This is a genomic window from Haloferax sp. ATCC BAA-644, from assembly GCF_000336975.1.
Taxonomy (GTDB): domain Archaea; phylum Halobacteriota; class Halobacteria; order Halobacteriales; family Haloferacaceae; genus Haloferax; species Haloferax volcanii.
The window spans coordinates 26,781-53,091 of record NZ_AOLF01000001.1; the positions used below are offsets into that span (position 1 = coordinate 26,781).

At 68.2% G+C, this 26,311-nt stretch carries 30 protein-coding genes; 15 read left to right on the forward strand and 15 right to left on the reverse strand.

Features of this window, described 5'->3' with window-relative positions:
- The first annotated feature begins 33 nt into the window (after positions 1-33).
- Positions 34-519 carry a hypothetical protein gene (locus C458_RS17990; protein WP_152418111.1) on the forward strand — a complete coding sequence of 162 codons (486 nt, stop codon included), beginning with the start codon at positions 34-36 and terminating at the stop codon, positions 517-519.
- A gap of 1 nt (position 520) precedes the next feature.
- Here C458_RS17990 and C458_RS00135 read toward each other — a convergent pair whose 3' ends face one another.
- On the reverse strand, positions 521-1,285 hold the full coding sequence (locus C458_RS00135; protein ID WP_008572130.1) for an enoyl-CoA hydratase/isomerase family protein: 765 nt from the start codon (positions 1,283-1,285) through the stop codon (positions 521-523).
- 96 nt (positions 1,286-1,381) lie between these two features.
- A complete protein-coding gene (locus C458_RS00140) occupies positions 1,382-2,020 on the reverse strand; it encodes a helix-turn-helix domain-containing protein (protein WP_008579353.1) in 639 nt (212 codons plus the stop codon).
- A gap of 91 nt (positions 2,021-2,111) precedes the next feature.
- On the opposite strand from C458_RS00140, the gene paaA reads away from it, so the two are divergent.
- From paaA to paaE, 5 genes are read left to right on the forward strand one after another with little or no spacing between them, the layout of a single operon-like run.
- Positions 2,112-3,056: a 1,2-phenylacetyl-CoA epoxidase subunit PaaA gene (gene paaA, locus C458_RS00145; RefSeq protein ID WP_008572135.1), complete on the forward strand. Its 945-nt coding sequence runs from the start codon at positions 2,112-2,114 to the stop codon at positions 3,054-3,056.
- Positions 3,057-3,061: 5 nt separating this feature from the next.
- A complete protein-coding gene (paaB, locus tag C458_RS00150) occupies positions 3,062-3,382 on the forward strand; it encodes a 1,2-phenylacetyl-CoA epoxidase subunit PaaB (RefSeq protein ID WP_004040859.1) in 321 nt (106 codons plus the stop codon).
- A gap of 2 nt (positions 3,383-3,384) precedes the next feature.
- Entirely contained in the window at positions 3,385-4,203 is an 819-nt protein-coding gene (gene paaC / locus C458_RS00155; protein WP_008572140.1) for a 1,2-phenylacetyl-CoA epoxidase subunit PaaC, read from the forward strand.
- A complete protein-coding gene (gene paaD, locus C458_RS00160; protein WP_008572141.1) occupies positions 4,196-4,639 on the forward strand; it encodes a 1,2-phenylacetyl-CoA epoxidase subunit PaaD in 444 nt (147 codons plus the stop codon). The genes paaC and paaD overlap by 8 nt, the downstream gene beginning before the upstream one ends.
- 3 nt (positions 4,640-4,642) lie before the next feature.
- Positions 4,643-4,810: a 1,2-phenylacetyl-CoA epoxidase subunit PaaE gene (gene paaE / locus C458_RS18295; RefSeq protein ID WP_008572142.1), complete on the forward strand. Its 168-nt coding sequence runs from the start codon at positions 4,643-4,645 to the stop codon at positions 4,808-4,810.
- Positions 4,811-4,971: 161 nt separating this feature from the next.
- Here the strand turns inward: paaE and C458_RS00165 are convergent, their stop codons facing one another.
- From C458_RS00165 to C458_RS00195, 7 genes are all read right to left on the reverse strand, one after another.
- Complete coding sequence (locus C458_RS00165) at positions 4,972-6,423, reverse strand: aldehyde dehydrogenase (protein ID WP_008572143.1); 1,452 nt, start codon at positions 6,421-6,423, stop codon at positions 4,972-4,974.
- Positions 6,424-6,491: 68 nt separating this feature from the next.
- Complete coding sequence (locus C458_RS00170; RefSeq protein ID WP_008572147.1) at positions 6,492-6,875, reverse strand: PaaI family thioesterase; 384 nt, start codon at positions 6,873-6,875, stop codon at positions 6,492-6,494.
- A 79-nt stretch (positions 6,876-6,954) separates the two neighbouring features.
- Entirely contained in the window at positions 6,955-7,683 is a 729-nt protein-coding gene (locus C458_RS00175) for an ABC transporter ATP-binding protein (protein WP_008572148.1), read from the reverse strand.
- Positions 7,680-8,444 (reverse strand): ABC transporter ATP-binding protein, encoded by a 765-nt coding sequence (locus C458_RS00180; protein WP_008572149.1) that lies wholly within the window; start codon positions 8,442-8,444, stop codon positions 7,680-7,682. Before C458_RS00180 ends, C458_RS00175 begins: the two co-directional genes overlap by 4 nt.
- On the reverse strand, positions 8,437-10,437 hold the full coding sequence (locus C458_RS00185; protein WP_008572150.1) for an ABC transporter permease: 2,001 nt from the start codon (positions 10,435-10,437) through the stop codon (positions 8,437-8,439). Before C458_RS00185 ends, C458_RS00180 begins: the two co-directional genes overlap by 8 nt.
- 1 nt (position 10,438) lies before the next feature.
- The gene (locus C458_RS00190; RefSeq protein ID WP_008578828.1) at positions 10,439-11,623 is read right to left on the reverse strand and encodes an ABC transporter substrate-binding protein; all 1,185 of its coding nucleotides are present in this window, start codon (positions 11,621-11,623) and stop codon (positions 10,439-10,441) included.
- Positions 11,624-11,803: 180 nt separating this feature from the next.
- Positions 11,804-12,808 carry an LLM class flavin-dependent oxidoreductase gene (locus C458_RS00195; protein WP_008572152.1) on the reverse strand — a complete coding sequence of 335 codons (1,005 nt, stop codon included), beginning with the start codon at positions 12,806-12,808 and terminating at the stop codon, positions 11,804-11,806.
- 55 nt (positions 12,809-12,863) lie between these two features.
- On the opposite strand from C458_RS00195, the gene C458_RS00200 reads away from it, so the two are divergent.
- On the forward strand, positions 12,864-13,388 hold the full coding sequence (locus C458_RS00200; protein WP_008572153.1) for a VOC family protein: 525 nt from the start codon (positions 12,864-12,866) through the stop codon (positions 13,386-13,388).
- A 22-nt stretch (positions 13,389-13,410) separates the two neighbouring features.
- On the opposite strand, the gene C458_RS00205 is transcribed toward C458_RS00200, so the two are convergent.
- Entirely contained in the window at positions 13,411-13,881 is a 471-nt protein-coding gene (locus C458_RS00205; RefSeq protein WP_004040870.1) for a MaoC/PaaZ C-terminal domain-containing protein, read from the reverse strand.
- Positions 13,882-13,977: 96 nt separating this feature from the next.
- Between C458_RS00205 and C458_RS00210 the strand changes: the two genes are divergently transcribed.
- On the forward strand, positions 13,978-14,388 hold the full coding sequence (locus C458_RS00210) for a PaaI family thioesterase (RefSeq protein WP_004064410.1): 411 nt from the start codon (positions 13,978-13,980) through the stop codon (positions 14,386-14,388).
- A gap of 9 nt (positions 14,389-14,397) precedes the next feature.
- Here the strand turns inward: C458_RS00210 and paaK are convergent, their stop codons facing one another.
- Complete coding sequence (gene paaK / locus C458_RS00215; RefSeq protein ID WP_008572156.1) at positions 14,398-15,687, reverse strand: phenylacetate--CoA ligase PaaK; 1,290 nt, start codon at positions 15,685-15,687, stop codon at positions 14,398-14,400.
- A 100-nt stretch (positions 15,688-15,787) separates the two neighbouring features.
- Here paaK and C458_RS00220 point away from each other — a divergent pair, with 100 nt between their 5' ends.
- From C458_RS00220 to C458_RS00235, 4 genes are all read left to right on the forward strand, one after another.
- Complete coding sequence (locus tag C458_RS00220; RefSeq protein ID WP_008572167.1) at positions 15,788-16,951, forward strand: beta-ketoacyl synthase N-terminal-like domain-containing protein; 1,164 nt, start codon at positions 15,788-15,790, stop codon at positions 16,949-16,951.
- A complete protein-coding gene (locus C458_RS00225; protein WP_008572168.1) occupies positions 16,948-18,492 on the forward strand; it encodes a zinc ribbon domain-containing protein in 1,545 nt (514 codons plus the stop codon). Before C458_RS00220 ends, C458_RS00225 begins: the two co-directional genes overlap by 4 nt.
- A gap of 86 nt (positions 18,493-18,578) precedes the next feature.
- Positions 18,579-19,463 carry a 3-hydroxyacyl-CoA dehydrogenase family protein gene (locus C458_RS00230; protein ID WP_008572169.1) on the forward strand — a complete coding sequence of 295 codons (885 nt, stop codon included), beginning with the start codon at positions 18,579-18,581 and terminating at the stop codon, positions 19,461-19,463.
- The gene (locus C458_RS00235; protein WP_008572170.1) at positions 19,460-20,341 is read left to right on the forward strand and encodes an enoyl-CoA hydratase/isomerase family protein; all 882 of its coding nucleotides are present in this window, start codon (positions 19,460-19,462) and stop codon (positions 20,339-20,341) included. The genes C458_RS00230 and C458_RS00235 overlap by 4 nt, the downstream gene beginning before the upstream one ends.
- Positions 20,342-20,956: 615 nt before the next feature.
- On the opposite strand, the gene C458_RS00240 is transcribed toward C458_RS00235, so the two are convergent.
- A complete protein-coding gene (locus C458_RS00240; protein WP_008572171.1) occupies positions 20,957-21,724 on the reverse strand; it encodes an IclR family transcriptional regulator in 768 nt (255 codons plus the stop codon).
- Between the two features lie 160 nt (positions 21,725-21,884).
- Between C458_RS00240 and C458_RS00245 the strand changes: the two genes are divergently transcribed.
- The 3 genes from C458_RS00245 (at position 21,885) to C458_RS00255 (ending at position 24,938) form a co-directional block, all read left to right on the forward strand.
- The gene (locus C458_RS00245; RefSeq protein ID WP_008572172.1) at positions 21,885-22,187 is read left to right on the forward strand and encodes an EthD family reductase; all 303 of its coding nucleotides are present in this window, start codon (positions 21,885-21,887) and stop codon (positions 22,185-22,187) included.
- Positions 22,188-22,191: 4 nt separating this feature from the next.
- Positions 22,192-23,886, forward strand: coding sequence for a thiamine pyrophosphate-binding protein (locus C458_RS00250; RefSeq protein ID WP_008572173.1), 1,695 nt, complete (start codon positions 22,192-22,194; stop codon positions 23,884-23,886).
- Between the two features lie 107 nt (positions 23,887-23,993).
- A complete protein-coding gene (locus tag C458_RS00255) occupies positions 23,994-24,938 on the forward strand; it encodes an NAD(P)-dependent oxidoreductase (RefSeq protein WP_008572174.1) in 945 nt (314 codons plus the stop codon).
- 54 nt (positions 24,939-24,992) lie between these two features.
- Here C458_RS00255 and C458_RS00260 read toward each other — a convergent pair whose 3' ends face one another.
- The 3 genes from C458_RS00260 to C458_RS00270 form a co-directional block, all read right to left on the reverse strand.
- Positions 24,993-25,202, reverse strand: a complete 210-nt coding sequence (locus tag C458_RS00260) for a hypothetical protein (RefSeq protein WP_008572175.1) — start codon at positions 25,200-25,202, stop codon at positions 24,993-24,995.
- 78 nt (positions 25,203-25,280) lie between these two features.
- A complete protein-coding gene (locus C458_RS00265; RefSeq protein ID WP_008572176.1) occupies positions 25,281-25,652 on the reverse strand; it encodes a cupin domain-containing protein in 372 nt (123 codons plus the stop codon).
- Positions 25,653-25,717: 65 nt separating this feature from the next.
- Positions 25,718-26,308: an HD domain-containing protein gene (locus C458_RS00270; protein WP_008572182.1), complete on the reverse strand. Its 591-nt coding sequence runs from the start codon at positions 26,306-26,308 to the stop codon at positions 25,718-25,720.
- Between the last annotated feature and the right edge of the window lie 3 nt (positions 26,309-26,311).

The following is a 26,311-nucleotide window of genomic DNA, read 5'->3' on the forward strand; positions in this document are numbered from 1 at the left end:
TAACGTTCAGATACAGCATAGTTGGGGCGGGCGATGAAGTACGAGGATAGACAGCTTACTGCGAAGCAACAGGCGATTCTCTATAAAAAGAGAGACAACCCGGACTGGTCCAACACGCGCATAGCAACCGCCGTCGGTTGCTCTGATTCACACGTATCAGAGACGTTGCGTAATTACGACCCGGACAAGCTCAACGACGATGGAACAATTGCGGTACCTGTTGAATCAGAAAAAGAGTCTGCAGGAGGCAGATTGAAATGGGTGATTGCGAGTCTATGTGTCCAATTTTGGGGCATATTGTACGCGTTTGGCGGTCCAAATAGCGGCGCAATAAGTGGAGACCAAGCGTTACTCGTGTTCCTCTGCGCCTGGATAGTCACGCCTGCCTTAATATTCGCCGATGCCCAGTTACAGCATGCTGAGCAGGTGTCCACCCGGCCAAACAGAGTCGTGTGGCCGATAGCGTCATTTTTCATACCCATTGTTGCATCACTGTACTACGTTGTGAAGCGCGCCTAAGCTACTCGAACTCCGGCCGCCGTTTCTCCAAGAACGCGGAAACGCCCTCCTCGTGGGCGTCAGTGTCGTAGGCGAGCGTCTGGGCGTGCGCCTCGCGTTCGAGGCCGTCCGTCCACGACCGGCCGAGGTTCGCGTGTATCGCTTCCTTCGCCAGCGCGAGCGTCTCCGTCGGCTGTGCGGCGAGCGTCTCGACCGTCTCGTCCACGACGGCGTCGAGGTCATCGGGGTCGACCGCCTCGTTCACGAGGTCGAGTTCCGCGGCGCGCTCGGCCGAGATGAGTTTCCCGGTGAAGGCGAGTTCCTTCGCGGCGCGGAGGCCGACCAACCGGGGGAGCGTCACCGTCGCGCCCGCGTCGGGGACGAGACCGACGTTGACGAACGACGCGCCGAAGCGGGCGTCGCGGGCGGCGTAGGCGAAGTCGCAGGCCGCGACGACGGAGGCCCCCGCACCCACGGCGTCGCCGTTGACGCGGGCGACGACCGGCACCGGGGCGGTGAGAATCGCCTCGGCGACGCGGCCGAGGGTTCCGCGGACGCGCTCGTAGGCCTCCCGGGCGGTCTCGTCGCGCTCTGCCATCGCCCGAACGTCGCCGCCGGCGCTGAAGGCGTCGCCGTCGCCCGTTATCACCGCGGCGTCGAACGCCTCGGGCGTGAGTGCTTCGAGCGCCGCCGAGAGCTCTCGGGCCACGTCGGCGGTGAACGCGTTTTTCGCCTCGGGTCTGTCGAACGTCACGGTCCGGACGCCGTCGGCGTCGTCGACTCGCATACCCGCGCTACGGGGACGCGGGGTAAATAGCCTCGCCGCGGGGGCGGTACCCGAATCAGCCGGCGGCCCGGTGCCCGAGTCGGCCGCGGTGTCGGCTCACGCGAACAGCGCGCCGAACACCGACTGTTGCGCCCGACGGAGCCGTTCGAGGAACGCCGACTTGCTGATTCCGAGTTCGTCCGCCACGTCCCGAGCCGTGATGCTCCGGGGGAGGTCGAAGTACCCCATCTCGACGGCCGCCCGGAGGGCGGCCTCCTGCGCGGGCGTGAGGTCCCACGCTCGACCGACGGGCGATTCCTCGTCCGCCCGGAGGGGGTAGGCACGCTGGAGCTGGATACCGACGGTGCCGCCGGCCGTCTCCATCACGCCGCGGAGTACGTCGTAGCCGACGACCGCCCCGCGCATCGTCGCGCCGCCGTCGTCGTACCGCATCGACTCGACGAGGAAGCCGGCGTCGACGAGCTCGTGGACGACGCAGGGGTGTTTCGAGAGACAACGGAAGGTGTACGCGTCGTCGCCGCGGGTGACGTGGAGGTAGCGGATGGCGTCGTCGTCGTCGAGGGCCTCGGGGAGTCGGTCGTCCGCGGGAGCCGAAAAATGAAGCAGGACGTTGCCGTCGGCGCGGAGTTGCGGCGCGTTCGCGTCGACCGCGACGGGGACCGCGTCGGTCGCCCGCGCCAGCGGGCAGTCGTCGCCGTCGATTCGGAACTCGGCCACCAAACACTCCGCTATCATCGGCGTGTGTGTACGTGGCACGAATATAAAAAGGCAGGCCATGGACGGGTCAATCCGTAAGTGGTTATAGATGATAATTCCTGATAGACTAATGGACCTCGAAACCGTCAAAGAACGGGCGGGCCCGCGGCAGTTCGCTCCGAAAGACGACATGCCAGAGGAGTACCGCAAGGCCGCGACGCGGATGATTCAGTTCCACGCGAACAGCGAGGTGATGGGCGGGTACCTCGAAAAGCCGTTCATCCGGCAAGCGCCGAGCATCGACCGAAAGCTGGCGTTCTCTGCGAAGGTGCAGGACGAAATCGGCCACGCGCAACTGCTCTACCGCGCGGCCGAGTCCCTCGGCGTCAAGACGCGCGACGAGATGCTGGACGAACTCGCCCGCGGCGACGGCAAGTTCCTCAACTGCTTCCACTACCCGATGGAGTCGTGGCACGAGGTTCCGATGATAGCGTTCTTCGTCGACGGCGCGGCCATGCACCGGCAGGCGACGCTCAAGAACACGTCGTGGACGCCGTACGCCCACGCGATGGACAAGGTGTGCTTCGAGGAGGGTTTCCACGTCAAACACGGCGAGTCCATCCTCTCCGAGTTGATGAACGGGTCGAAGGCGACCCAAGAGAAGACGCAGGCCGCCTTCGAGACGTGGTGGCCGCGAATCATCCAGTTCTTCGGCCCGACCAACGACAAGTCCGTCCACAACGACTTCGCACAGGAGGTCGGCCTGAAGACGAAGTCCAACGACGAACTGCGCGACACCTTCCTCGACACCTACGTCCCGAAAGCGGAGAAGTACGGCCTCGTCGTCCCCGAGTACCCGCGCATCGACTACGACGAGGAGCTCGACACCTACCACGTCAACGAGGACGACCTGAACTGGGACGAGTTCTGGACCATCGCCAAGAACGCCTCCGAGGGGAGCCACGAGCAGATTACCTCCCGCGCGAAGGCGCAGGAGGCGGTCGAGTGGGTGCGCGAATCGATGCACGGCTGGGAGGGCGCGTCGGGGGCCGGAACCCCGCAGGCGGCGGACTGAGAACCATGATTTGGGAAGTGTTCAGACAGGACAAACCGGGAGCGTACCACAAACACTGCGGCAACGTCCACGCGCCGGACCGCGAGTTGGCGCTGCAGTTCGCGGCCGTCCAGCACGGCCGACGAATGAAGACCCACAGCCTGTGGGTCGTTCCGCACGACGAAATCGGTGAAATCGACGCCGACGAGACGAGCTTCGGCGGGACGACCGACAAGACCTACCGCTGGGCCACCTCGTACACGGACATCGAACCGGCCGCGCCGGAAGTCGCCGAAAGCGAGGCCGAGCAGGCCGACGTGGAGAAATCGCTCGAGGCGGACAGCTAACCATGCCCGACGCCCTCACCCCCGAAGACCTCGACGCCGAACAGCGCGCCGCACTCGAAGAGCTGCTGTTCCGCCTCGCGGACGACGAGTACGTCCACGGCGAGCGCCTCATCGAGTGGCAGATTTACGCGCCGACGCTGGAATCCGACCTCGCGTTGGCGAACGTCGCACAGGACGAGTTCGGCCACGCTCGGCTGTGGTACGACCTGCTCGAAGAACTCGGCCACACCGAGGCGGAACTCATCTGGGAGCGCCCCGCCGACGAGTTCAGACACGCCACGCTGGTCGAACTCCCGTTCGCGGAGGGCGACTGGGCCGACGCCGTCCTGCGGAGCTACCTCTACGACGCCGCCGAGCGCCTGCGCCTCGACGCGCTCGTCGGCACCAGCTACGCGCCGCTCTCCGACCGCGTCGGCAAGGTGCTGAGCGAGGAGCGCTACCACCTCGAAAACGCCCAGAGCTGGCTCGACCGCCTCGCCGAGGGCGACAGCCGCGACCGCATACAGGACGCGCTCGACCGGCTGTTCCCCCACGCGCTCTCGCTTTTCGTCGAGCCCGACCACGAGGACGCAATCGTCGACAACGGCTTCCGGACGATGTCCACCACCGACCTCCGCATCGAGTGGCTGGAGACGGTCATTCCGTACCTCGAGTCGCTCGGGCTCGACGTGCCCGAACCCGACGAGGTCGAGCGCCCGAGCGCCCGCGGCCGCGACGGCACCCACACCGACCACTGGGAGGAACTGGCCGCGGAGTTCCGGCGGACGTACGAGGAGCTCGAAGCGCCCGAGCCGGCGCGAATCGGCGGGGAGCGTGTCTGACGTGAGCGCCGACGACGCGCCCGACGCGACCGCCTGCGGCTACACGGAGTACGTCGGCGGCGAGGTGCCCGAGGGCTTCCCGAAGACGGGTGTCGGAGCCACGGGCGTCGAAGCCGACATCTGGGACACCCTCTACGAGATCGAGGACCCCGAGATGCCGGTGAGCATCGTCGACCTCGGCCTCATCTACGGCGTTCGCGTCGTCGAGCGGGAGGGCGAAGACGGCGAGGCGAAGACGCTCGGTATCGTCGAGATGACGCTGACCTACACCGGCTGTCCGGCGCGCGACTACCTCGAAAACGACGTGCGGTGTGCGATTCTGTCGGCCGGCGTCGACGAGGCGTCCGTGCGACTCCGGTTCACGCCGGAGTGGACCGTCGACATGGTGACCGAGGCGGGCCGCGAGGCCCTCCGCGAGTTCGGACTGGGGGTGTGAGCGATGCGCCGCTTCGACCCCAGCACCGAGACGACGGGCGAGACATCGGGCGCGGAGTGCCCGTACTGCGGTGGTACGAACACCGCCCGCGAGCACCCGAAAGGGCCGGGGCTGTGCCGGTCGATGCACTTCTGTAACGACTGTCAAGAGCCGTTCCAGCGGTTCGAATAGCGTCGGCGGAGAGACCGGAGAAGAGCGGTTTTTTGGAACGGCGTCCGCGGAGCGCCGAGGCGGTCGCTCCGGGGACGGCGGGTCGAGGGGCGGAGCGTTCAGCGGGAAGCGAGTTGAGGGCCGAAGCGGTCAGCGGGTTGCGGGCCGAATTCGCGGCCGAGTCAACCGAGGTTGAGGTTCACGTTCTTCGCCTGCGTGAACTCGCGGACGGCCTCCGCGCCCTGCTCGCGGCCGTGACCGCTCTGTTTCGTGCCGCCGAAGGGCGTCTGCGGGAACGTCACCGGGTACTCGTTGACGCTGACCATTCCGTAGTCGAGCGCGTCGGCGACGCCGTGGGCGCGAGAGAGCCCCTCGGTCCAGACGCCGGCGAGAAGCCCGTACGGCGAGTCGTTGGCGAGTTCGATCGCCTCCGTTCGGTCCGAGAACTCGGTGACGACGAGGACCGGGCCGAATATCTCCTCGCGGGCCACGGTCATGTCGTTCGTCACGTCGGTGAGAACCGTCGGCTCCACGAAGTAGCCGGTCTCCTTGTCCTCGGGAACGCCCCCGCCGCAGGCGACGGTCGCGCCCTCCTCGACGCCGAGGGAGATGTACTCCAACACGTCCTCGCGGTGGGACTCGCTGACGACCGGCCCCATCCGACCGTCGTCGTCGATGCCGGAACCGAGCGGGGTCGACTCGGCGCGCGCGACGATTCGCTCGACGAGGTCGTCGGCCACGTCCTCGTGGACGAGCAGGCGCGACCCGGCCCAGCACATCTGGCCGGCGTTCATGAAGATGCCGTAGTGGACGCCCTTGGCGGCGGCGTCGAGGTCGGCGTCGGGGAAGACGACGTTGGGGCCCTTCCCGCCGAGTTCGAGCGTGACGCCGGTCACGGTGGCCGCGGCGTCGGCCATGACGCCCGTACCGACTTCGGTGCTGCCGGTGAAGGTGACGTGCGCCACGTCGGGGTGCGAGGCGAGCGCCGACCCCGCCTCGGACCCGCTCCCGGGAACCACGTTCACCACGCCGTCGGGGAGGCCGGCTTCCTCGGCCGCGAGGCCGTAGTAGAGCGCCGAAAGCGGCGTCTGGCTGGAGGGCTTTACCACCGCCGTGTTGCCGCAGGCGAGCGCCGGCGCGAGGCTGCGCCCCGCGAGTTGGAAGGGGTAGTTCCACGGGACGATGTGTCCGGTGACGCCGAGCGGTTCGCGGGTCGTGTAGTTGACGCGCCGGCCGGGGACGGGGTTGTACTCGCCGGTCACCTTGTCGGTCCACCCGGCGTAGTAGCGGAAGGTGTCGACGACCATCTGGACCTCCATACCGGCCTCGAACGGCGTCTTGCCGTTATCGTGGGACTCGACGAGCGCTATCTCATCTTTCCGCGCCTCGATGAAGTCGGCCATCGCGCGCAGTGTCTCGCCGCGCTCGGCCGCGCTCGTGGTCTCCCACTCGCCGCCGCGAGCGCCCGCCGAGTTCGCCGCCCGCACCGCGGCGTCGACATCCGCCTCGCCCGCGCGGGCGACCTCGGCGTACGGCGCTTCGGTCGCCGGGTCGCGCGTCTCGATGGTCTCGTCCGATGCCGCGGCTACCCAGTCCCCGTCGATGTAGAGACCGGTCGGGCCACTGTATTCCATTACGAAATACCCTTTTCGCGCATAATATTAACTATTGTTGATTACTGACCCTGCGGCGGGCGGGGAACTCAACCGGTCTTGTAGACTCCCCTCGCGGTCGCCACGTGATTCCCGTCCGTCGCGTACACGTCCACGTCCACGGTTCCCACGTCGCCGCCGAGTCGAACCACGTCGGCCTCGGCGCGGAGGTCGCCGGTCCCCGCGTTGAGATAGTCGATTCGCATATCGATGGTCGGGACGGGCTGGTCGACCTCGCTGACGAGCGCCGCGCCGCCGACCGTGTCCGCGAGGGTGAACGTCACGCCGCCGTGGGCCATCACCCGGTCGGCGTTCCACGACAGTTCCTCGCGCATCTCGATGCGACCCTCCGCGTGCCCGTCCGCGACCTCGGTGACTTCGACGCCCAACAGCCGCGCGAACGGCATGCTCTCGAAGAACTCCTCGATGTCCATGCCATCAGTTCGCACAGGTGCGTTAAGTTCGTTTCGTCGGTCGGCCCCGGCCGGGCGGCCGACGAGACGCCGGACGCCGTCAGTCGGCCATCGAGACGCCGAGGTACCGGTCGAGCACCTCGTCGGCGGCGGCGACCTCGTCGGCGGGGCCCTCGTGGACGACCCGGCCCTTGTCGAGGATGTAGACGTAGTCCGCGGCGTCGAGGGCGACCTGCACGTTCTGTTCGACGAGGAGGATGGTCGCGCCGTCGTCGTTCAGTTCCTCGATTTTTCGCTGGACCTGTTTGACGATGGCGGGCGCGAGCCCTTCGGTCGGTTCGTCGAGCAACAGGAGGTCCGGCGCGGAGACGAGCGCGCGGGCGATGGCGAGCATCTGCTGTTCGCCGCCCGAGAGGTTCGCACCCCGGCTGTTCCGGTGGCGCGCGAGGTTCTCGAACTCGTCGACGACGGCGTCGACGCTCGGTTTTTCGGCGTCTCGACGACCGCCGATGCGGCCGATTTCGACGTTCTCGGAGACGGTCAGGCCGGGGAAGATGCGGCGCTCCTCGGGGACGAGCGCGATGCCCTCGCGGGCGGTCTTCTCCGGCGACAGCGTCGTGATATCCGCCCCGTCGAAGGTGATAGTCCCCTCTGACGGCGGGACGTTCCCGAGGATGCTCCGGAGCGTCGTCGTCTTGCCGACGCCGTTGCGCCCGATGAGCGTGACGACCGACCCGCGAGGCACGTCGAGGTCGATGCCCTGCAGGACGCGGGTCGACCCGTAGCCCGAGACGAGCCCGCGGACGGACAAGAGCGGTTCGTCGCTCACGTCTCGACACCCCCGAAGTAGGCCTCGCGGACCTCCGGGTCCTCCGAGACGGTCGCGGGCGTCCCCTCGGCCAGTACCTCGCCGCGGTGGAGGACCGTGATTCGGTCGGACACCCGCATCACGAGGTCGATGTCGTGTTCGATGAGCAGGAGCGTCTGGTCCGACAGCACCTCGTCGATGAGGTCCATCGTGGCCCGCGTCTCCTCGGCGCTCATGCCGGCGGTCGGCTCGTCCAGAAGCACCATGTCGGGGTCGGTGGCGAGCACGATGGCGATTTCGAGCCGGCGCTTGTCGCCGTAGGCGAGCACGTCCGCGGGTTCGTCGCCGCGGCCCGAGAGGCCGGAGCGGTCGAGCACGCGGTCGGTGTGCTCGTTCACGTCGTCGAAGGCGTCGCTTCGCCGGAGGTACGCTTCGACCGGCGTGAAGCCGCCCTCGCGGGCCGCCTGCGCGGCGAGGCGGACGTTCTCGCGGACCGTGAGCCCCGAGAAGACGTTCGTGATTTGGAACGACCGGCCGAGGCCGCGGCGCACGCGCTCGTGCGGCGGGAGCGCGGTCACGTTCTCGCCGTCGAACGTCACGGTGCCGCGGGTCGGCCGGAGCGCGCCGGTCAGGAGGTTGAACGTGGTCGTCTTGCCGGCCCCGTTCGGACCGATGAGGCTCCGGAACTCGCCGCGTTCCACGTCGAGGGTCACGTCGTCGACGGCGACGAGCTTGCCGAACTCTTTCGTCAGGTTCTCGGTCCGCAGTATCGGGTCACTCACGGCGGTCGACCTCCGGGTCGGTGACGCCGGCCTGTTCGCCGACGCGGTCGCGGAACCGGCCGCCGACGGCCGATTCGAAAAGCGGGTGGTCCGCCACCGTCCGCGGGAGCGACACGAGCCCCCGCGGCACGAAGATGACGAACAGGACGAACAGCACGCCGATGACGAGCTGCCACTGGTCGATGTACGACGAGAGCACGTCCTCCGCGGCGACGAAGACGCCCGCGCCGAGCATCGGCCCGTAGAGCGTTCCCATGCCGCCGAGGACGGTCATCACGATGACCTCGCCCGAGTTTATCCAGTGGAGGAACGACGGCGCGACGTAGCCGTTGTTGGCGGCGAACAGTCCGCCGGCGAGCCCCGCGAGACCGCCGGAGACGACGAAGGCGCGGCGCTTGTAGGCGGTTACGTCGTAGCCGATAAAGGAGGCGCGCTCTTCGCTCTCGCGGATGGACTGCAGCACCGAGCCGAACGGCGCGCGGATGAGGCGGCGTGCCAGCAGGTACGACCCGACCACGACGGCGAGGAGGAAGTAGTACTGGACGGCGCCGCCGTCGAGGACGACCGGTCCCAGCGGGACCGCGAACTCGCCGGGGTCGACGCCGAGGCCGGCGAGACCGTAGAACGCGTCGACGCCGAACAGGCCGTCGGAGCCGCCGGTGAAGTCGAACTTGAACACGGCGTTGTAAAACAGCTCCGCGAACCCGAGGGTTATCATGGCGAAGAACACCCCGGACACGCGTATCGAGAGGTAGCCGACGCCCCACGCGATGGCCGCGCAGACGGCGACGGCGACGGCGAGCGCGACGAACACCGACGGCGAGACGTGCATGAGCGTGAGGACCGAGGCGTACGCGCCGACCCCGTAAAACAGCGTGTGACCGAGCGAGACGAGGCCCGCGTAGCCGAGCACGAGGTCGAGGCTGAGCGCGAACAGCGCCCAGATGAGGATGTCTTCGAGGAGCGTCACGGAGTAGGTGACGCCGGTCACTTCCGCGAGAAGCGGGACGACGAGGAGCGCGCCGACGCCGGCGTAGCCGAGTTTCGCGCGGGTCTCCGCGGACAGCACGCCGCCGCCGGAGCCGTGGAGGAGCGCGCCGTCGTGGTGGTCGCCCGCGCCGACGCTCGTGCCGAACAGCCCCGTCGGCTTGACGACGAGCACGGCGATCATGAGCAGGAAGACGATGAGCCCCTCCAGGAACGGCGCGTACGTCCGGGCGAACGTCTGGACGAGGCCGACGAACAGCCCGCCGACCACGGCCCCGCGGAACGACCCGAGGCCGCCGAGAACGACGATGACGAACGCCGGGATGATGACCGAACTCCCCATCGTCGGGCTGACGTTCTGGTACGCGCCGAGGACGATGCCGGCGACGCCGGCGAGCGCCGCGCCGAACCCGAACGTCAGGGTGTAGTAGCGGTCGATGTCGATGCCGAGGGTGCGGACCATCTCGCGGTCCTCGGAGCCGGCGCGGATTATCATCCCGAAGCGGGTGCGGTTCAACAGGAGCCACGTACCGAGCGCCAGCGCCGACCCGAAGACGATGATGCCGTAGTTGTACAGCGAGTAGTTGAACCCGAACAGCGCGACCGGCTGGTCGAGAACCGAGGGAATCGGAAACGGCTGGGCGGACTTGCCCCACACCGACGTGATGAGGTCGTTGATGATGAGGACGAGCCCGAACGTCAGGAGGATGTGGTACAGCGGGTCGCGGCCGTACAGCCGCTTGACGGTGAGCCGCTCGATACCCATCCCGACGACGCCGACGAGGAGGGGCGCGACGACGAGCGCGACCCAGAAGCCCGCGCCGCCGAGGGGGCCGGCGATGGCGAACGCGAAGTACGCGCCGAGGGCGAACAGCTCGCCGTGGGCGAAGTTGATGACGTCCATGACGCCGAAGATGATGGAGAGTCCGGCCGCGAGCAGGACGTACACCATCCCGACGACGAGCCCGTTGAGGACCTGCTCGGCGACGGCACTAGCGACCGACATGCTAGAGCGAGCAGCCGAGTTCGCCGCAGTCGGGGAGCGCGTCCGCCCCGGCTATCATCTCGCCGAGTTCGACGGTCGCGGGACCGCTCCCGCCGTCCGGCGCGACGAGTTCGCCCGGCCACACCGGGTTCGTCGCCTGGTGGTCGCAGTCGCGGAACTGGTTCGGCCCGAGAATCGTGTCCATTTCGAGGCCCGGAAGCACCTCCTTGACCGCCGCGGGGTCGGTCGAGCCGGCCTCCGCGATGCCCCGCGCCGTCATCCGAATGGACATGTACGCGGCCCGCGCGAAGTTGTCCGGCAGGGAGTCGTACTCGCTTCGGTAGGCCTCGACGAACGACTGGTTGTCGCCCGTTTCGAGCGTCGGCAGGTAGCGGACCCCGCCGTAGGTTCCGTAGGCGGCCTCGCCGAGCGCGCCGCGGACGACCGAGAACGTCATCGTCGGCGACATGAGGTTCACGCTCTCTTTGAGCCCCTGACTCGCCGCCTGCTTGACGAAGTTGATGAGGTCGCCGCCGGTCATGCCGAGAACGGCCACCTCGGAGTCGGAGTTGGCGATTTGGCTGACGTAGGAGTTGTAGTTGGTCGAGCCGAGCTGCGAGCGGCTCCGGCCGACGACTTCGATGTCGTGGCCGTCGCGCATGCGGCGCTCGACGCGCTGCATCACCGACTCGCCGTAGGCGTAGTCTGCGATATGGAACCACACCTTAGTGCCGAGGTTCTCGGCGGTGTAGTCGGAGACGGCTTCGGCCATCTGCGCCGTGTTCGTCTCGGCGCGGAACACCCATTCGTTGCAGTTCGACCCCGTGATGGGAACCGCGGCCCCGCCGGGGTTGTAGATGAGCTCCTCTTCGGCCGCGAACTCGTTGAGCGCGAGCGCGACGCTGGACGATATCGCGCCCATGAGATACGACGCCCCGTCCTGTTCGACGACGGACTGCGCCTTCCGCCGGCCGGTCGAGGGGTCCGCCTCGGTGTCCTCGTAGACGCCCGTTATCTCCACGTCGATGTCCGCGTTCTCGTTGACGTGCCGTATCGCCAACTCGGCCCCGTTCCGCTGGCCGACCGCGAGACCGCCGTACGGGCCGGTCATCGGGCTAATCACCCCGTAGGTGATGGCGTTCGACCCGCCGGCCCCACCGCCGCCGAGACAGCCGGCGACGCCCGTCAGCCCGGTCACGCCCGCCAACCCAGCCGCCTGTACGAACCGTCGCCGCGACGGACGCGGCTGTGCGCCGCTGTCCGCTGAACAATCGTCTCTCATGGTGTGTATGTTCACATGTAACATGAAAAACTTCACGTTTAAATGTTTTCGTTATACCGGCGACGAGAACGTCGCGTTCGGCCCTGAGCCGCCGATTCGGCCCCCTCAGGCGAGTCGCGGTCGGACCTCGTCGCCGAGTCGGCGGACGGACTCGACCATCCGGTCGGTGCCGATGCCGGGGTGGTAGGTGCGGAAGATGAAGTGGATGTCGTCGCCGAGCGCGTCGCGGTAGCGGTCGAGCTCCGCGACCACGTCGTCGGGCGTGCCGAAGACGGCCTGTGCTTTGAGCTCCGTCCGGCGTTCGTCGGACAGTTCGGGGACCTCGTCGCCGGAGAATATCTCGGCGTACCGGCGCTGGAGGTAGAGGTAGCCGTCTCTCATCGCGTCCCACGCCTCGGCCTTCGAGTCGCCGACGAAACCGTGTTGGAGGACGTATATCGTGAACTCACCGTCGAGTCCCTCGGCCTCCCGGACGCTCCGAATGTCCTCGACGCGCTTGCGCACGCCGTCGAGGGAGAGCGACGACGGCGCGCACCACGCGTCCGCCGTCCGGGCCGCCCGGCGAACCGCGGGCTTGGCCGCGCCACCGAGCATGAGGGGCACGTCGTGTGCCGGTTTGGGCGTCACGTCGACACCTGTCGCACCCTCGTGAAACGGCGACTCGTGCGCTATCGGACCGTCCGACCACGCGTCGCGGAGGAGGGAGACGGCGTCGGCGAGGCGGTCGACGCGCTCGTCTCGCGGAACGCCGAAGGCGTCGAACTCGCGGGGGTTCGAGCCGATAGCGAGGCCGAGCGTCGTTCGCCCGCCGGAGATGAGGTCGACCGTCGCCGCGTCCTCCGCGAGCCGAATCGGGTCGTACAGCGGCGCGAGCGCGATACACGTCCCGAGTTCGACCGACTCGGTCGCCGCCGCGAGCGCCCCGAGCGCGGGCATCGTCCCCGAGAGGTAGCCGTCCGGCATGAAGTGGTGTTCGGACACCCACGCGCTGTCGAGGCCCGCGTCGTCTATCGCGCGCCCGAGCGTCAGCATCTCGTCGTACAGGTCGGCCATCGGCCGGTCGTCGTCCGGCCGCCGCTGGCAGGTGAACAGCCCCGTCCCGAGTTTCATGACTCTGAGTTCGTACCTTGGCTATTAATAGTTAGGAACACCGAGTTCGTCGGAGATGGTTCCCGACGACTCGGTACCCCCGGATTCGACGACTGCGACCGCGACCGCGACGGAGCCAGCGCCGCCGGCCGCGCGCGTCGACCACGTGGGCATCGCCGTCGAGGACGTCGAGACCGCCGAGCCGACGCTGCTCGCGCTCGGCTGCGAGCGCGTCCACCGCGAGACGGTCGCGGACGGCTCGTTCGAGTGGGCGACCTACGTCCTCGGCGACGCCTCCAGAATCGAACTCGTCGCGCCCGTCGACGGGGAGTCGTTTCTGACGACCTTCCTCGACGAGCACGGCCCCGGCCTCCACCACGTCACGCTGGAGGTGTCGGACGTCGACGCGATGGTCGCCGCCCTCGAAGCCGCGGGCGAGCGCGTCGTGGGGTACGCGGTGGAAGACGGCTGGACCGAGGCGTTCGTCTCGCCGCGAAACCCGACCGGCGCGCTCTTTCAGCTGATGGAGTACCACGACGACTACGGCGAGAAGGGGGCCGACGACGCGTTGTTCGTCCGCGGCGAACGGTTAGATTCGTGAGTCACCGGGTCGGGAAGCCGCCTTACTCCGCGGCCGACTTCGTCTTGATGAGGAACTTCATGTCGCCTTCGAGAACGACCGTGCCGTCCTGCTTCGTCATCTCGATTTCGAGGACGACCAAGCCGGCGTCGTCGCGGCTCCCGAGGTCCTTCCGCTCCGAGACGACCATCGTCTGCGAGAGCGTGTCACCGATGAACACCGGGTTCGGCAGGTCCATGTAGTTCATCCCGAGGAAGGCGATGGCGGTGCGCTCGACGATGCCCGACCGGTACACGAAGCCGGTCGACTGGACGAACGTCATCGGCCCGTGGGCGATTCGCTGGCCGAACTGGGTGTCCTCCGCGTACTCGCTGTTCGTGTGGAGTTCGGTCCAGTCGCCCGAGAGCGCGGAGTGCATCATGAAGTCCGCCTCGGTGACGGTGCGACCGACGCTCTGGAACTCCTTGCCCTCCTCGAAGTCCTCGAAGTAGTGCGGTTCGTAGCTGTATGCCATACCTCACCGTCACCGCCATCAGATAAAGTAGTTTACATACCTATCTTTCCTGACAGTCGGTGCCTACTTGGGGAGCGCAGGACGACGTGTGGTCGCATGTCGGAGCAAGACGACTACGCGGAGATACGGGAACGCGCCTCGAACGACCCCTACTGCGGGCGCGTCGGCATCGACCTCGCCGAGGTCGGTGACGGGTACGCGGAGACGACGCTGACCGTGGCCGAAGACCACCTGAACTTCCACGGGACGCCCCACGGGGGCGCGGTGTACAGCCTCGCGGACGCGGCCTTCGCGGCCGCCTCGAACAGCCACGGCGACGCCGCGTTCGCGCTGGAGACGAACATCTCGTACCTCGCGGCCGCCGAGGTGGGCGAGACGCTCCGCGCGGTCGCCCGGGAGACGCACCTCGGGGGACGGACCGCGGAGTACGAGGTCGTCGTCTCCGGCGGGGACGGCGAGCGAATCGCGACCTTTCGGGGGCGCGTCTACAAGCCCGGCGGTCGCTGACGGCGCGCGTTACTGGCCGCGGTGGTCGTAGACGCGCTGGACCTTTCCGACCTCGGTGCGCGCGATGTCGCCGTACTCGACGAGGTTCAGTTCGTCGGGCGTGAACGAGAGCACGTTCGAGAGCCGCTTTTGAATCCGCCCTTCGAGGTCCGACAGCGACCCGTCGAACTCCTCGACCAGTTCGACCGTGATTTCGACCCGGTCGAGGCTCCCCTCGCGGCGGAGGTCGATGCGGTAGTGCGGCGCGATTCGGTCGAACTCGAGGACGACCGACTCGACCTCGCTCGGGTAGAAGTTCACGCCGCGGACGATTATCAGGTCGTCCGACCGGCCCGTGATGTTGTCCATGCGGACGCAGGTTCGGCCGCACTCGCAGGTGCCGTAGTCCAGCGTGGTCAGGTCGCCCGTCCGATAGCGGAGAACCGGCAGCGCGTCCTTCGCGAGGGTCGTCAACACGAGTTCGCCCTCCTCGCCCTCCTCGACGGGGTCGCCCGTGTTCGGGTCGACCACCTCGGGGTAGAAGTAGTCCTCCCAGATGTGCAGGCCGTCCTGCGCCTCGCACTCGACGGAGACGCCGGGGCCGACGATTTCCGAGAGGCCGTAGATGTCGATGCCGGTCACGCCGAGTCGCGCTTCGATTTCGTTTCGCATCGGTTCGGTGCAGGGCTCCGCGCCGAAGATGACGGTCCGAAGCGGTAGGTCGCGGATGTCGATACCCATGTCGTCTGCGACCTCGGCGAGATAGAGCGCGTACGACGGGGTACACGCGATGACGTCGCTTCCGAGGTCGGAGAGCAGTTCCACCTGTCTTTGGGTGTTGCCGCCGCCGATGGGGATGACCGTCGCGCCGAGTTCCTCGACGCCCTGGTGGAGGCCGAGACCGCCGGTGAACAGGCCGTAGCCGTAGGCGTTCTGAACCACGTCGTCCGACCCGACGCCGGCCGCGACGAGACACCGCGCGACGGCCTTGCTCCACACGTCGAGGTCCTCGCGGGTGTAGCCGACGATTTTGGGCTTGCCGGTCGTGCCCGACGACGCGTGGACGCGAACCACGTCGTCCATGTCGGCCGCGAACATCCCCGTGGGGTAGTGGTCGCGGAAGTCCTCCTTCGTCGTGAACGGCAGTTTCGACAGGTCTTCGACGCTCTCGATGTCCGCGGGCGAGAGTCCGGCCTCGTCGAACGTCTCGCGGTAGAACTCGACGTTCTCGTACGCGTTCCGAACCGTCTCCCGCAGGCGACCGTCCTGCACCTCGCGAAGCTCCTCCCGCGAGGCGGTCTCCGTGCTATCGAATACCATATACGTTTGAAGTCGATGATAGAATATGATAAAAATGATGCGGTCGCCCGACCGCACTGCGGGGCGAACCTATTTCGCGAGGGATACGTAATCGACTCTCATGCGAGACGCATACATCGTCGGAGCGGGCCAATCGAACTACGGCGCGTTTCCGGACGAGAGCTATCGGTCGCTGTTCGCGACCGCGTTCGAGGAGGCGCTGGGGAGCGCCGGCGGCGTCGGGGCGGCCGATATCGACGAGGCCGTCGTCGGGTCGCTCGGCGTCGGCGGGCGGCAACTCGGCTTATCTGGGCCGGCCGTGACGGAGCACGTCGGCCTCCACGGCGTCCCTTGTTCCCGAATCGAAAACGCCTGCGCAGCGAGCGGTTACGCGGTCAGACAGGCGGTGCAGGCGGTCAAAAGCGGGATGGCGGACGTGGCCCTCGCGGGCGGCTACGAGGTCATGACCGACATGAGCGGCGACGTGGCGAAGTACTGGCTCGGCGTCAGCGGCGAGACGGAGTGGGAGCGGCTCACCGGGACGACGTTCGCGGGCGTCTACGCCCAGATGGCCTCGGCGTACCTCGACGCCTACGACGCCTCGCCGGACCACTTCTCGAAGGTCGCGGTGAAGAACCACGCGAACGGCGCGAAGAACCCGAAGGCGCACCTCGGCTTCGAGTGCTCGCTCGACGACGCGCGGAGCGCCCCCGTCGTGGCCGACCCGCTGAACCTCTATCACTGCTGTCCGACCTCCGACGGCGCGGCCGCGGTTCTCGTCGCCAGCGAGGACGTGGCGAGCGCGTGCGACGACGCGGTCCGCGTCGCGGGCGTGGGTGCCGCCTCCGAGCGCGTCGGCCTCTTCCAGCGCGACAGCTACACCGCCGTCGAATCGTCCGAGCGGGCCGCCGGGGCCGCCTACGAGATGGCCGGCCTCGACCCCGACGACGTGGACTTCGCGGAGGTCCACGACTGCTTCGCCATCGCCGAACTGCTGGCGTACGAGGACCTCGGCTTCTGCGAGCGCGGACACGCGCCCGAACTGGTCGACTCGGGGGCGACCGAACTCGGCGGCGACCTGCCCGTCAACCCCTCCGGCGGCCTGAAATCGAAGGGCCACCCCATCGGCGCGACGGGCGCGGGGCAGGTCGTCGAGGCGTTCAAACAGCTCACCGGGCGGGCCGGTGACCGGCAAGTCGCGGGCGCGAGCGTCGGCCTCACCCACAACGTCGGCGGGTCGGGCGGTGCCGCCGTCGTCCACGTCCTCGAAGGAGGGGCGCTATGAGCGCCGACGGCCCGGCCCGAGCGACCCTCGGAATCGCCGGCGTCGGCGCGTACGTCCCCAGATTCTATCTCCCCGCGTCGGCCTACCGCGAGGCGTGGGACAAAGGCGGCGCGCCGGGCGTCGACCGGGTCGCCGTCGCCGATGCGGACGAAGACACACTGACGATGGCGACCGAGGCGGGCCGGCGCGCACTCGCCGCGGCCGGGGTGGACGCCGGCGACATCGACCACCTCGCCCTTGCGACCACGACGCCGCCGAACGACGAGGAGGAAAGCGCGGTCCGGCTGGCCTCGCTCCTCGGCGTCGACCCGTCGGTTCCGACCCGGCAGTTCGGCGGGAGCACCCGCGCCGGCGCGGTGGCGCTGGCGGCGACAGTTGGGGAGACAGCGACAGTCGGCCCGAGGCTCGTCGTCGTCGCCGACGGCCCGCGAGGAGCGCCCGAAAGCGACGAGGCGGCCGGTGCCGGAGCGGGGGCGGCCGCGCTCGTCCTCGCCGAAGACGGACCGCTCGTCGTCGACGCCGTGGGCGAGTTCGGTGACCCCGCACCCGGTACGCGGTTCCGAGGGTTCGGGAGCGCCGAGACGGAGTCCATCGGCGTCACGCAGTACGAGCGCGACGCCTACACGCGGGCGGTCGTCGGGGCGGTCGAGGCCCTCGGCATCGACACGGCCGAACTGGACCCCGACGCCGTGGCGCTCACCGCGCCGGACGGGAAACTCCCGTACCGCGCGGCCGACACGCTCGGCGTCGAACCGGCGCGAATCGCGGCCGGGACCGTCGTCTCGCGAACCGGTGACGCCGGGGCCGCCGGGCCGGTTCTCGGACTCGCGTCGGCGCTCGACTCCGCGGGCGACGCGGGAGCCGACGAGTCGGACGGCCGGTCCCCCGCGACCTCGGTACTCCTCGTCGGCTACGGCGGCGGCGCGGGGGCGACCGCGCTCGCGCTCAGCACAGGGGCGACAGACACCAACGCCGCCGCCAGTTCCGTCGTCCCGGTCGAAGCGGCCCTCGACGGCGACGTGGAACTCTCGTACGCGGAGGCGCTCCGGCGGCGCGGGACCATCACCGGTGGGGAGCCGGCTGGCGGCGGTGCGTACGTCAGCGTGCCGACGTGGAAGCGGACGATTCCGCAGCGACACCGCCTCGTCGCCGGCGAGTGCGCCGAGTGCGGGGCGCTCTCGTTCCCGCCGGAAGGGGCGTGTGCCGACTGCGGGGCGCTCGCGGGCTACGACGACGTGACGCTGCCCGGAACGGGAGTCGTCGAGGCCGCGACCGCCATCGGACAGGGGGGCGCGCCGCCGGAGTTCGTCGAGCAACAGCAGCGGGCCGGGTCGTTCCCGGTCGCCGTCGTCGCCTTCGACGGGCCGGGCGGCGGGACCGACGACCGGACCGTGAGCGCGCCCGCGCAGGTCGTCCACTCGCCCGCCGGAACGCCCGCAATCAGCGACCGCGTCGAGGCCGTCCCGCGCCGCATCTACGAGCAGGAGGGCGTCGTCAGGTACGGCTTCAAGGTCGTCCCGACCGAGGCGCGGCGGGAGTAATCGGCCGGGGCCGCGGGAGCAGAACCGGGTCACCGACACCGAAACGAGGGCAAACGATTATGATGGTTCCCGAACCCCTTTCGGTGATGCAAGTGAGTGTACTCGGCGCGGGAACCATGGGTCACGGGATCGCGCAGGTGGCCGCGATGGCCGGTCACGAGGTGACGATGCGCGACATCGAAGCGGCGTACGTCGACGACGGACTGGTCGCCATCGAGTCGAACCTCCGGGGCGGGGTCGACCGCGGCAAGGTGACGCCCGACGAGATGGCGGCGACGCTCGACCGGCTCTCGGGGACGACCTCGCTGGAGGCGGCCGTCACCGACGCCGACCTCGTCGTCGAGGCGGTTCCCGAGGATATGGAACTCAAGCGCGAGACGGTCGCGGAGGTCGAATCCCTCGTCGACGACGACGCCGTCATCGCGTCGAACACGTCGTCGCTCTCCGTGACCGAGATACTGAGCGCCCTCGAACGTCCGGAGCGCGGCCTCGGACTCCACTTCTTCAACCCGGTCCACATCATGGGGCTCGTCGAGGTCGTCGTCGCGGAACAGACGAGCGAATCGACGCTGGCGTTCGCCACCGAGTTCGTCGAGGGCATCGACAAGACGGCCGTCGAGGTCGGTGACTCGCCCGGCTTCGCCTCCTCGCGGCTCGGCGTCGCCCTCGGCGTCGAAGCCATGCGCATGGTGCAGGAGGGCGTCGCGTCGCCCGCGGACATCGACACCGCGATGGAACTCGGGTACAACCACCCGATGGGCCCGCTCGAACTCGGAGACGCGGTCGGCCTCGACGTTCGCCTCGACATCCTCGAGTACCTGCGCGAGGAACTGGGCGAGCGCTTCCGCCCGCCGCAGATTCTCAAGCGAAAGGTCCGCGCCGGCAAGCTCGGCAAGAAGACCGGAGAGGGCTTCTACGTCTGGGAGGACGGCGAAATTGTCGGCGCGTCCGAGGACGTGATGGACCGATGAGCGGTGACGACCCGAGCGCCGACGACCAAGCGACGGGCGACCCCCGAGCGGACGGCGGAACGCCGACCGTCGAGTCGGCCGCCGCCGAGTGCGAGACGGTCGACGCCGTCGTCGACGACCGCGTCGAAGGCGTCGTCACCGTGACGCTGAACCGCCCCGACGCGCGGAACGCGCTCAACGCGACGCTCCGGGCTGAGCTCAAGCGCGTCCTCGACGCCATCGAAGAGAGCAGCGCCCGCGTCGTCGTCCTCACCGGCTCCGACGAGGCGAAGGCGTTCGTCGCCGGTGCGGACGTGAGAGAGCTCCGCGAGCGCGATATGCTCGAACAGCGCGAGGCGAGCAAGCGACCGCGAGTGTACGAACGCGTCGACGACCTCCGACAGCCGGTCATCGCCCGCGTGAACGGCCACGCCCTCGGCGGCGGTTGCGAACTGATGCAGGCCTGCGACGTTCGCATCGCCCACGAGCGGTCGAAACTCGGTCAACCCGAAATCAATCTCGGCATCATGCCCGGCGGGGGCGGCACCCAGCGACTCGCGCGTCTCGTCGGCGAGGGACACGCCATGCGACTCATCCTGACGGGCGAGCTCATCTCCGCCGAGGAGGCCGCGGACATCGGCCTCGTGGAGGAGGTCCACGGCGACGAAACCTTCGACGAGCGGGTGTACGAACTCGCAGAGCTGATGGCGACGAAGAGCCCCGTGGCCCTGGAGTTCGCCAAGAAAGCAGTCAAGGCCGCGTCGCGGACGGACCTCGAACAGGGCATCGAGTACGAGGCGGAGCTGTTCGCCCAACTGTTCGGGTCGCCAGACAAGGACGAGGGTATCGACGCGTTCTTCGAGGACCGCGAACCTGACTGGCACGAGCGCGAGCGATAGGCGTCCCCGCCCGCACGTTCGAGCTGCTCGAACGGCTTCGAAACCGCCGCGACCGCCCGGCGAGAACTCGCATCACAGCCGCGGGCGCTAGTTTCACGCCGTGAACACGACACCGGGAGCGGCCCGCCTGCGAGCGAGTCCGAAATCGGGGGCGCAGCAGCGAAGGAGCGGCCGTTCCGCCCTTTCGAACGCGAGACCGTAACCGAGTGATGCCGCCGCGTCGGCAGTCGCTATCGAGACCGCCTCGCGCCCGAACCGAACACCGAATCTCGGGTTACGAATAAACGACGGATTCGGGGCGAACGAAGCCCAGAAACGACGTGTCCGGTCCACAGGGCAGCAGACTGACGGTTCGTCTCCCACGCCACAATCCGTGACAGGTGTAATTCTGTAATTGCTCGCGCCCCCGCCGCGTTAATCTACAATAGTATAATAAGAATATAACCACATTATGTTCGAGTAGTTCGAACAGTAATCGTCGCAGCCGAATCGTCGTCTTAACTCCTCGAAAGCGTGAATCTCCGGCTTCAGACGGGAAAGTACTCCTTGAATGAGTTCGAACAGTTCGAACAACCGTTCCGCATCTTCGGCTCGCCGGCGGGACGAGACACCGGATCAGGAGAAGTTGAGGTTGATTTCGACCTCGTTGGCCGCGCCGAGGAGGAGGTCGGCGAGGTCGCCGGTCAGTCGGTCGCCCCGAAGCCGATTCGAGGGACCCGAGATGCTTATCGCTCCGACGGGGTGGCCCTCGTTGTCGGTGACGGCGACGCCGACGGCGTGGAGTTTCGGGACGATTTCCTCGCGGTTGAGCGCGAACCCGCGCTCGCGAATCGTCGCCAGCTCCTCGAAGAGCGCGTCGGGGTCGGTTATCGTCTGCGGCGTCTTCGCCGGGAGGCCGTGTCGGTCGACGACGTCGCGGACGCGCTCGTCCGGGAACGCCGACAGGATGGCCTTGCCGGCGGCGAGTTGGTGGAGGTACGAGCGCGTCCCCTCCCGGGCCGGCGTCCGAACCGAGTGCGCGCCGGCCGCGCCATAGAGGTGGAACCCGCGACCCTGCTCTTCCGTGACGCACCACACTTTCTCGCCGGTCTGCTCGGCGAGTTCGTCCAGTTTCGGCTTGGCCACCTCGTACAGCTGGTGCTGGTCGCGCGCGTAGATGCCGAAGTCGAGGAGCCGGAGGCCGACCCGGTAGCCGTCGTCATCGGGAACGACGAACCCCTCGCGTTCGAGCGTCTTCAGGTGCCGGTGGACCGTGCTCTTGGCCAATCCGAGCTCCGAGGCGAGCCCCGTCGGCCCCATCGGTCCCCCCGATTTGAGCTGTTCGAGGATACCAAGCGACGTGGCGGCCGTCGTCACCGGTCGGCGCTGTTCGTCGTCTGTCATCACCTATCTTTGGTGTTCATTCGTGATAAATCTGTTCGAACAGTTCGAACGTTAGTTCCACCCACTCGAACAGCCTCGACGGCCGCTCGAACCGCGAGTCAGCGATAGAGCAAAGTAACGTCCGATTGGATAGCAGACGTGCATGATTAAATTGGTAAATATGCTCGTCCGTGACGACGACTACACGCACGAGGAGTTCGTCGAGCGGTGGCGGGGGAGCCACGCGGAACTCGCGAGAGAACTTCCGGGGCTCGTGAAGTACGCGACGAGCGTCCCGACCGACCCCGAACGGGCCGAGTACGACGGTATCGTCGAACTCTCCTTCGAGGACATGGCCGCGCTGAAGGCGGCGTTCGACTCCGAGGTCGGTCAGCGCGTGAACGCCGACGCGGCGGCGTTCACCGACATGGAACGGGGACCGACGCTCTACGTCGAGGAGACGGTTCATCTCGACAGGTCCTGAATCTATGAACACGAGCGAACGACTCGTCGAGAGCCTCGAACGGCTCGGCGTCGAGCGAATCTTCGGCTACCCCGGCGGCCGCGTCATCGAACTGTTCGACCTGCTGCCCGAGTCGGACATCGACCTCGTGCGCCCCCGCGACGAGCGCGAGGCGAGCGTCATGGCCGAGATGCACGGCCGGCTGACGGGCGAACCGGGCGTCCTCGCCGGACAGGGACCGTGGATAGGAAGCCTCGGCCTCATCGGACAGATGGAGGCGCGCCTCGCCTCGTCGCCGGTGGTCACCATCACCGAGGCCTCCGAGCGCGGGGCCTACTCGACGCTCGCGCCCTACCAGCAGTCCCGCGGCGACTACGGCGGCCTCGAACTTCAGAAGCTTCTCGACGCCGTGACGAAGGAACACTGGTTCCCGCGGACCCCGACCGAGACGGTTCGGAGCCTCCAACTCGCGTTCAAACACGCCGTCGCGGGTCGCCCCGGCCCGACGGCGGTCATCCTCGACGGCGACGCCGTCACCGAACCGTTCCCGAACGAGTCCGTACCGCCGGTCTGGGACGACGAGACGCAGACCAGAACGTGGACCGCCGCGCCGACGGCGCGCGACATCGCCGCCGCCGCCGAGGCGCTCGACGCGGCCGAGCGACCGGTCATCGTCTCGGGCAACGGCGTCCACGCGTCGGGCGCGTACGACGAACTCGCGGCGGTCGCCGAGGCCTACGAAGCCGCGGTCGTCACCTCCTACCTCGGGAAATCGACGTTCCCCGAGACGCACCGCCTCGCCGGCGGCGTCATCGGCTCGTTCGGTCACGAGGGCGCGAACCGACTCGTCAGCGAGGCCGACGCGCTCCTCGTCGTCGGCTGTCGCATGAACCCGATGGACACCAACTGGCAGGCCCCCGACTTCATCCGCCCCGACGAGCAGACGATTATCCACGCCGACATCGACCCGCGGAACGCCGGGTGGGTCTACCCCGCCGACGTGGGGCTCATCGGCGACGCGGCCGAATCGCTGCGCGAACTCGCAGCCGCCGGCGGCACCGACAACGACTGGGCCGAGGACCGAGCGCGGGAGGCCCGCGAGTCGTTCCACGCGCCCGAGTGCGACTCCGACGCCGCACCAATCCTCCCCCAGCGGGCCGTCAAGGAAATCGAGCGCGTCGTCGACGAGGACACCGTCGTCACCGCCGACTCCGGCAACAACCGCTTTTGGTTGCTCAACTACCTCCAGACGCCGGCGGTTCGGACCTACTTCGGTTCCGGCGGCGTCGGCGGCATGGGGTGGGCGACGCCCGCCGCGGTGTCGGCCGCGCTGGCCACCGACAAGCGCGTCGTCGGCGTCGCGGGCGACGGCGGCTTCGCCATGACGATGACGAGCGTCGAGACGGCGGTCGAACACGGCGTCGCGCCGACGTTCGTCGTCCTCAACGACACCAGCCTCGGGATGGTCAGACAGATGCAGCACGCGCCCGACGACATCGCGGGCGTCGAGTTCCACGACACGGACTTCGCGCGGGTCGCGGAGGCGTTCGGCGCGACGGGCGTCCGCGTCGAGACGCCGGACGAACTCGGTGACGCACTGGCCGACGCGAAGACACACGGCCTCCCGACGGTCATCGACGCCCGCATCGACCGCAGTCAGGACATGGCCGCGACGCTCCAGTCGTCGTTCTACGCGTCGGTCGGGGGGCTCCACGAATAGCGCGCGGTGACGAGTCGACCGTCTCGGCCGCGCTCGGTGGTCCGCGTTCGGGAAACACTTTTCTCGCGCGCAGGGAGAACTACGATAGTATGTCATCATCGACCGTGATGGTTACGGGCGGGACCGGTTTCATCGGCTCGTACGTCGCGTCGGACCTCGTCGCGGCCGGCCACGACGTGGTCGCCTACGACCGCTCGACCGACCCGCGCATCCTCGACAGACTCGGCGTCGCTGACGACGTGACGATACGCCGCGGCGACGTGACCGACCCGACCGACGTGTTCCGGGCGGTCCGAGAGACCGGCGCGACGCGCATCGTCCACCTCGCGGCGCTCCTGACGACGACGGCGCGGGAGAACCCCCGGGCCGCGCTCGACGTGAACGTCCAAGGGACGAACAACGTCTTCGAGGCGGCGCGCGCCCTCCCCGAGCAGGTCGAGCGCGTCGCGTGGGCGTCGTCGGCGGCGGTGTACGCCCCGCCCGCGAACTACGGCGGCGGCTTCGTGACCGAGTCCGACCTCGTCTACCCCGACACGCTCTACGGGGCGACCAAGGAGTACAACGAGCATCAGGCCCGAGTGTATTACGAGGATTTCGGCGTCTCGCACGTCGCGCTCCGACCGACGGTCGCCTACGGCCCGTACCGCGAGACCGGCGGGTCCGCGTTCCTCGCGAACATCGTCGAAAAACCGGCGCTCGGCGAGCCCTTCAGCGTCGACTACGGCGACCAAGTCATCGACTGGCAACACGTCCGCGACATCGCGCAGGCGTTCCGCAAGGCGACGTTCGCGCCCGAAGACGACCTCACCCAACGCGTCTACAACGTCCGCGGGGAGTTGGCGACGATTCGCGAGGCCGCGGAGACGGTCCGGCGACTCCTCCCCGACGCCGACCTCACGGTCTCCGACGAGGGCGAACTCCCGTGGACCCAAGAACTCGACATGACGCAGGCGCAAGCCGACCTCGGCTACGACCCGGAGTACGACCTCGAAGCCGGGTTCCGCGACTACCTCAACGTGCTTCGGAAGGAAAACGGGTTGGAGCCGGTCTGAGCCGAGACCCGACGGACCACGGTCCGACCGGCCGAAACGCCGCCGCGGAGCCGGTCACGGCCGCCGAGCGTCGTCGGCACTCTCGGTCTCGGGGCCGTCCAGCAGGTCGCGGATATCGTCGGGCGACAGCAGGTCGATGAGGCTCTCGCCCGAGTCGTAGCGCTCGCGCTCGGCGGGCGTGAGATAGTCGGCGAGGTCGCGTTCTGTGAGCAGTTCCTCGAGTCTGTCGTCGAGGTCGTCCGGGTCGTAACCGGGAATGACCATATCACCGAATTGTCGCGAGCGCCCTTATAACACGGCACGCGTCGCGTTTCCGACGAGTTCGGAGGGCGAGCCGCCCGCTCACCCCACGACGACGCCGTCGTCCTTCGCGTTCGGCGCGCCGACGACGAACACCTCGCCCGCCTCGACGCAGCGCAGTTGCCGAACCTCGTCGGGCGAGACGACCACGAAGTCGCCCGGTTCGAGGGCGAGGGCGTCGGTCTCCTCGCCGTCGTCGCCGGCGAAGGCGAGTTCGAACGCGCCGGAGAGGACGTGATACAGCTCTTCCTGTTCGCGCTGGTAGTGCATCGGTCCCGACCCGCCCGCGTCGAACGACCAGACCGACGGGCGCATCTTCCGCGGGCGAAGCTCGTAGCCGACGGCCTTGACTCGGGCGTCGGCGCTCTCCACGTCGTGCGGTTCGAGGTCAGCGAGGTTGACGTGTTCGTACATCGGCGCGAGCTACGAGGGGCGGGATAATAGCTGTGGTGACGATTGCCGTGTGAACTGCTGTCGCGCTACTGCGTCTGGGAGTACGCTTCGACCCACTCCTGTAAGCTGATTCCCATCGCGGCCTGCGTGATGGCGTTCGAGGACGCCGAGTTCGCGCTCTTGACGAGTTCGGCTTCGAGCGTCCGGGTCGGAATCTCACCGATGAAATGGGGGATGGCGCGCTGGACCGCGAGCGGGCAGCCGACCTCGTGGGCGAGGGCGTAGCCCGAAAGCGAGTGCGGAATCTCCCCGCTGGCGTACTCCGGGTCGGGGTCGTCGAGCGCGTCGTCGTCCACGAAGTCGACGTACTCGTAGCACTTGCCCACGTCGTGGAGGAGGCAGGCCGCGCGGACCACGTCGAGGTCCGGGTCCGCGCCGTGGAAGTCCCGCTGTTCCTCGGCGGCGCGGACGGCGATGCGGGTCACGCCGCGGACGTGCTCGACGTTCGTCACCTCGTGGATGTTCCACGCGTAGGGGATGTCGTCGATGTCGCGCCAACCGCCGCGGGCGAGACCGAGACACCACGCCTCGACGACTCGCTCGCGGAGGTCGGCGTCCTCGATGTCGTCGAGTTCGGGGAAGACGGCCTCGACCTGCGCGCGGTGGTCGCGCGACATCGC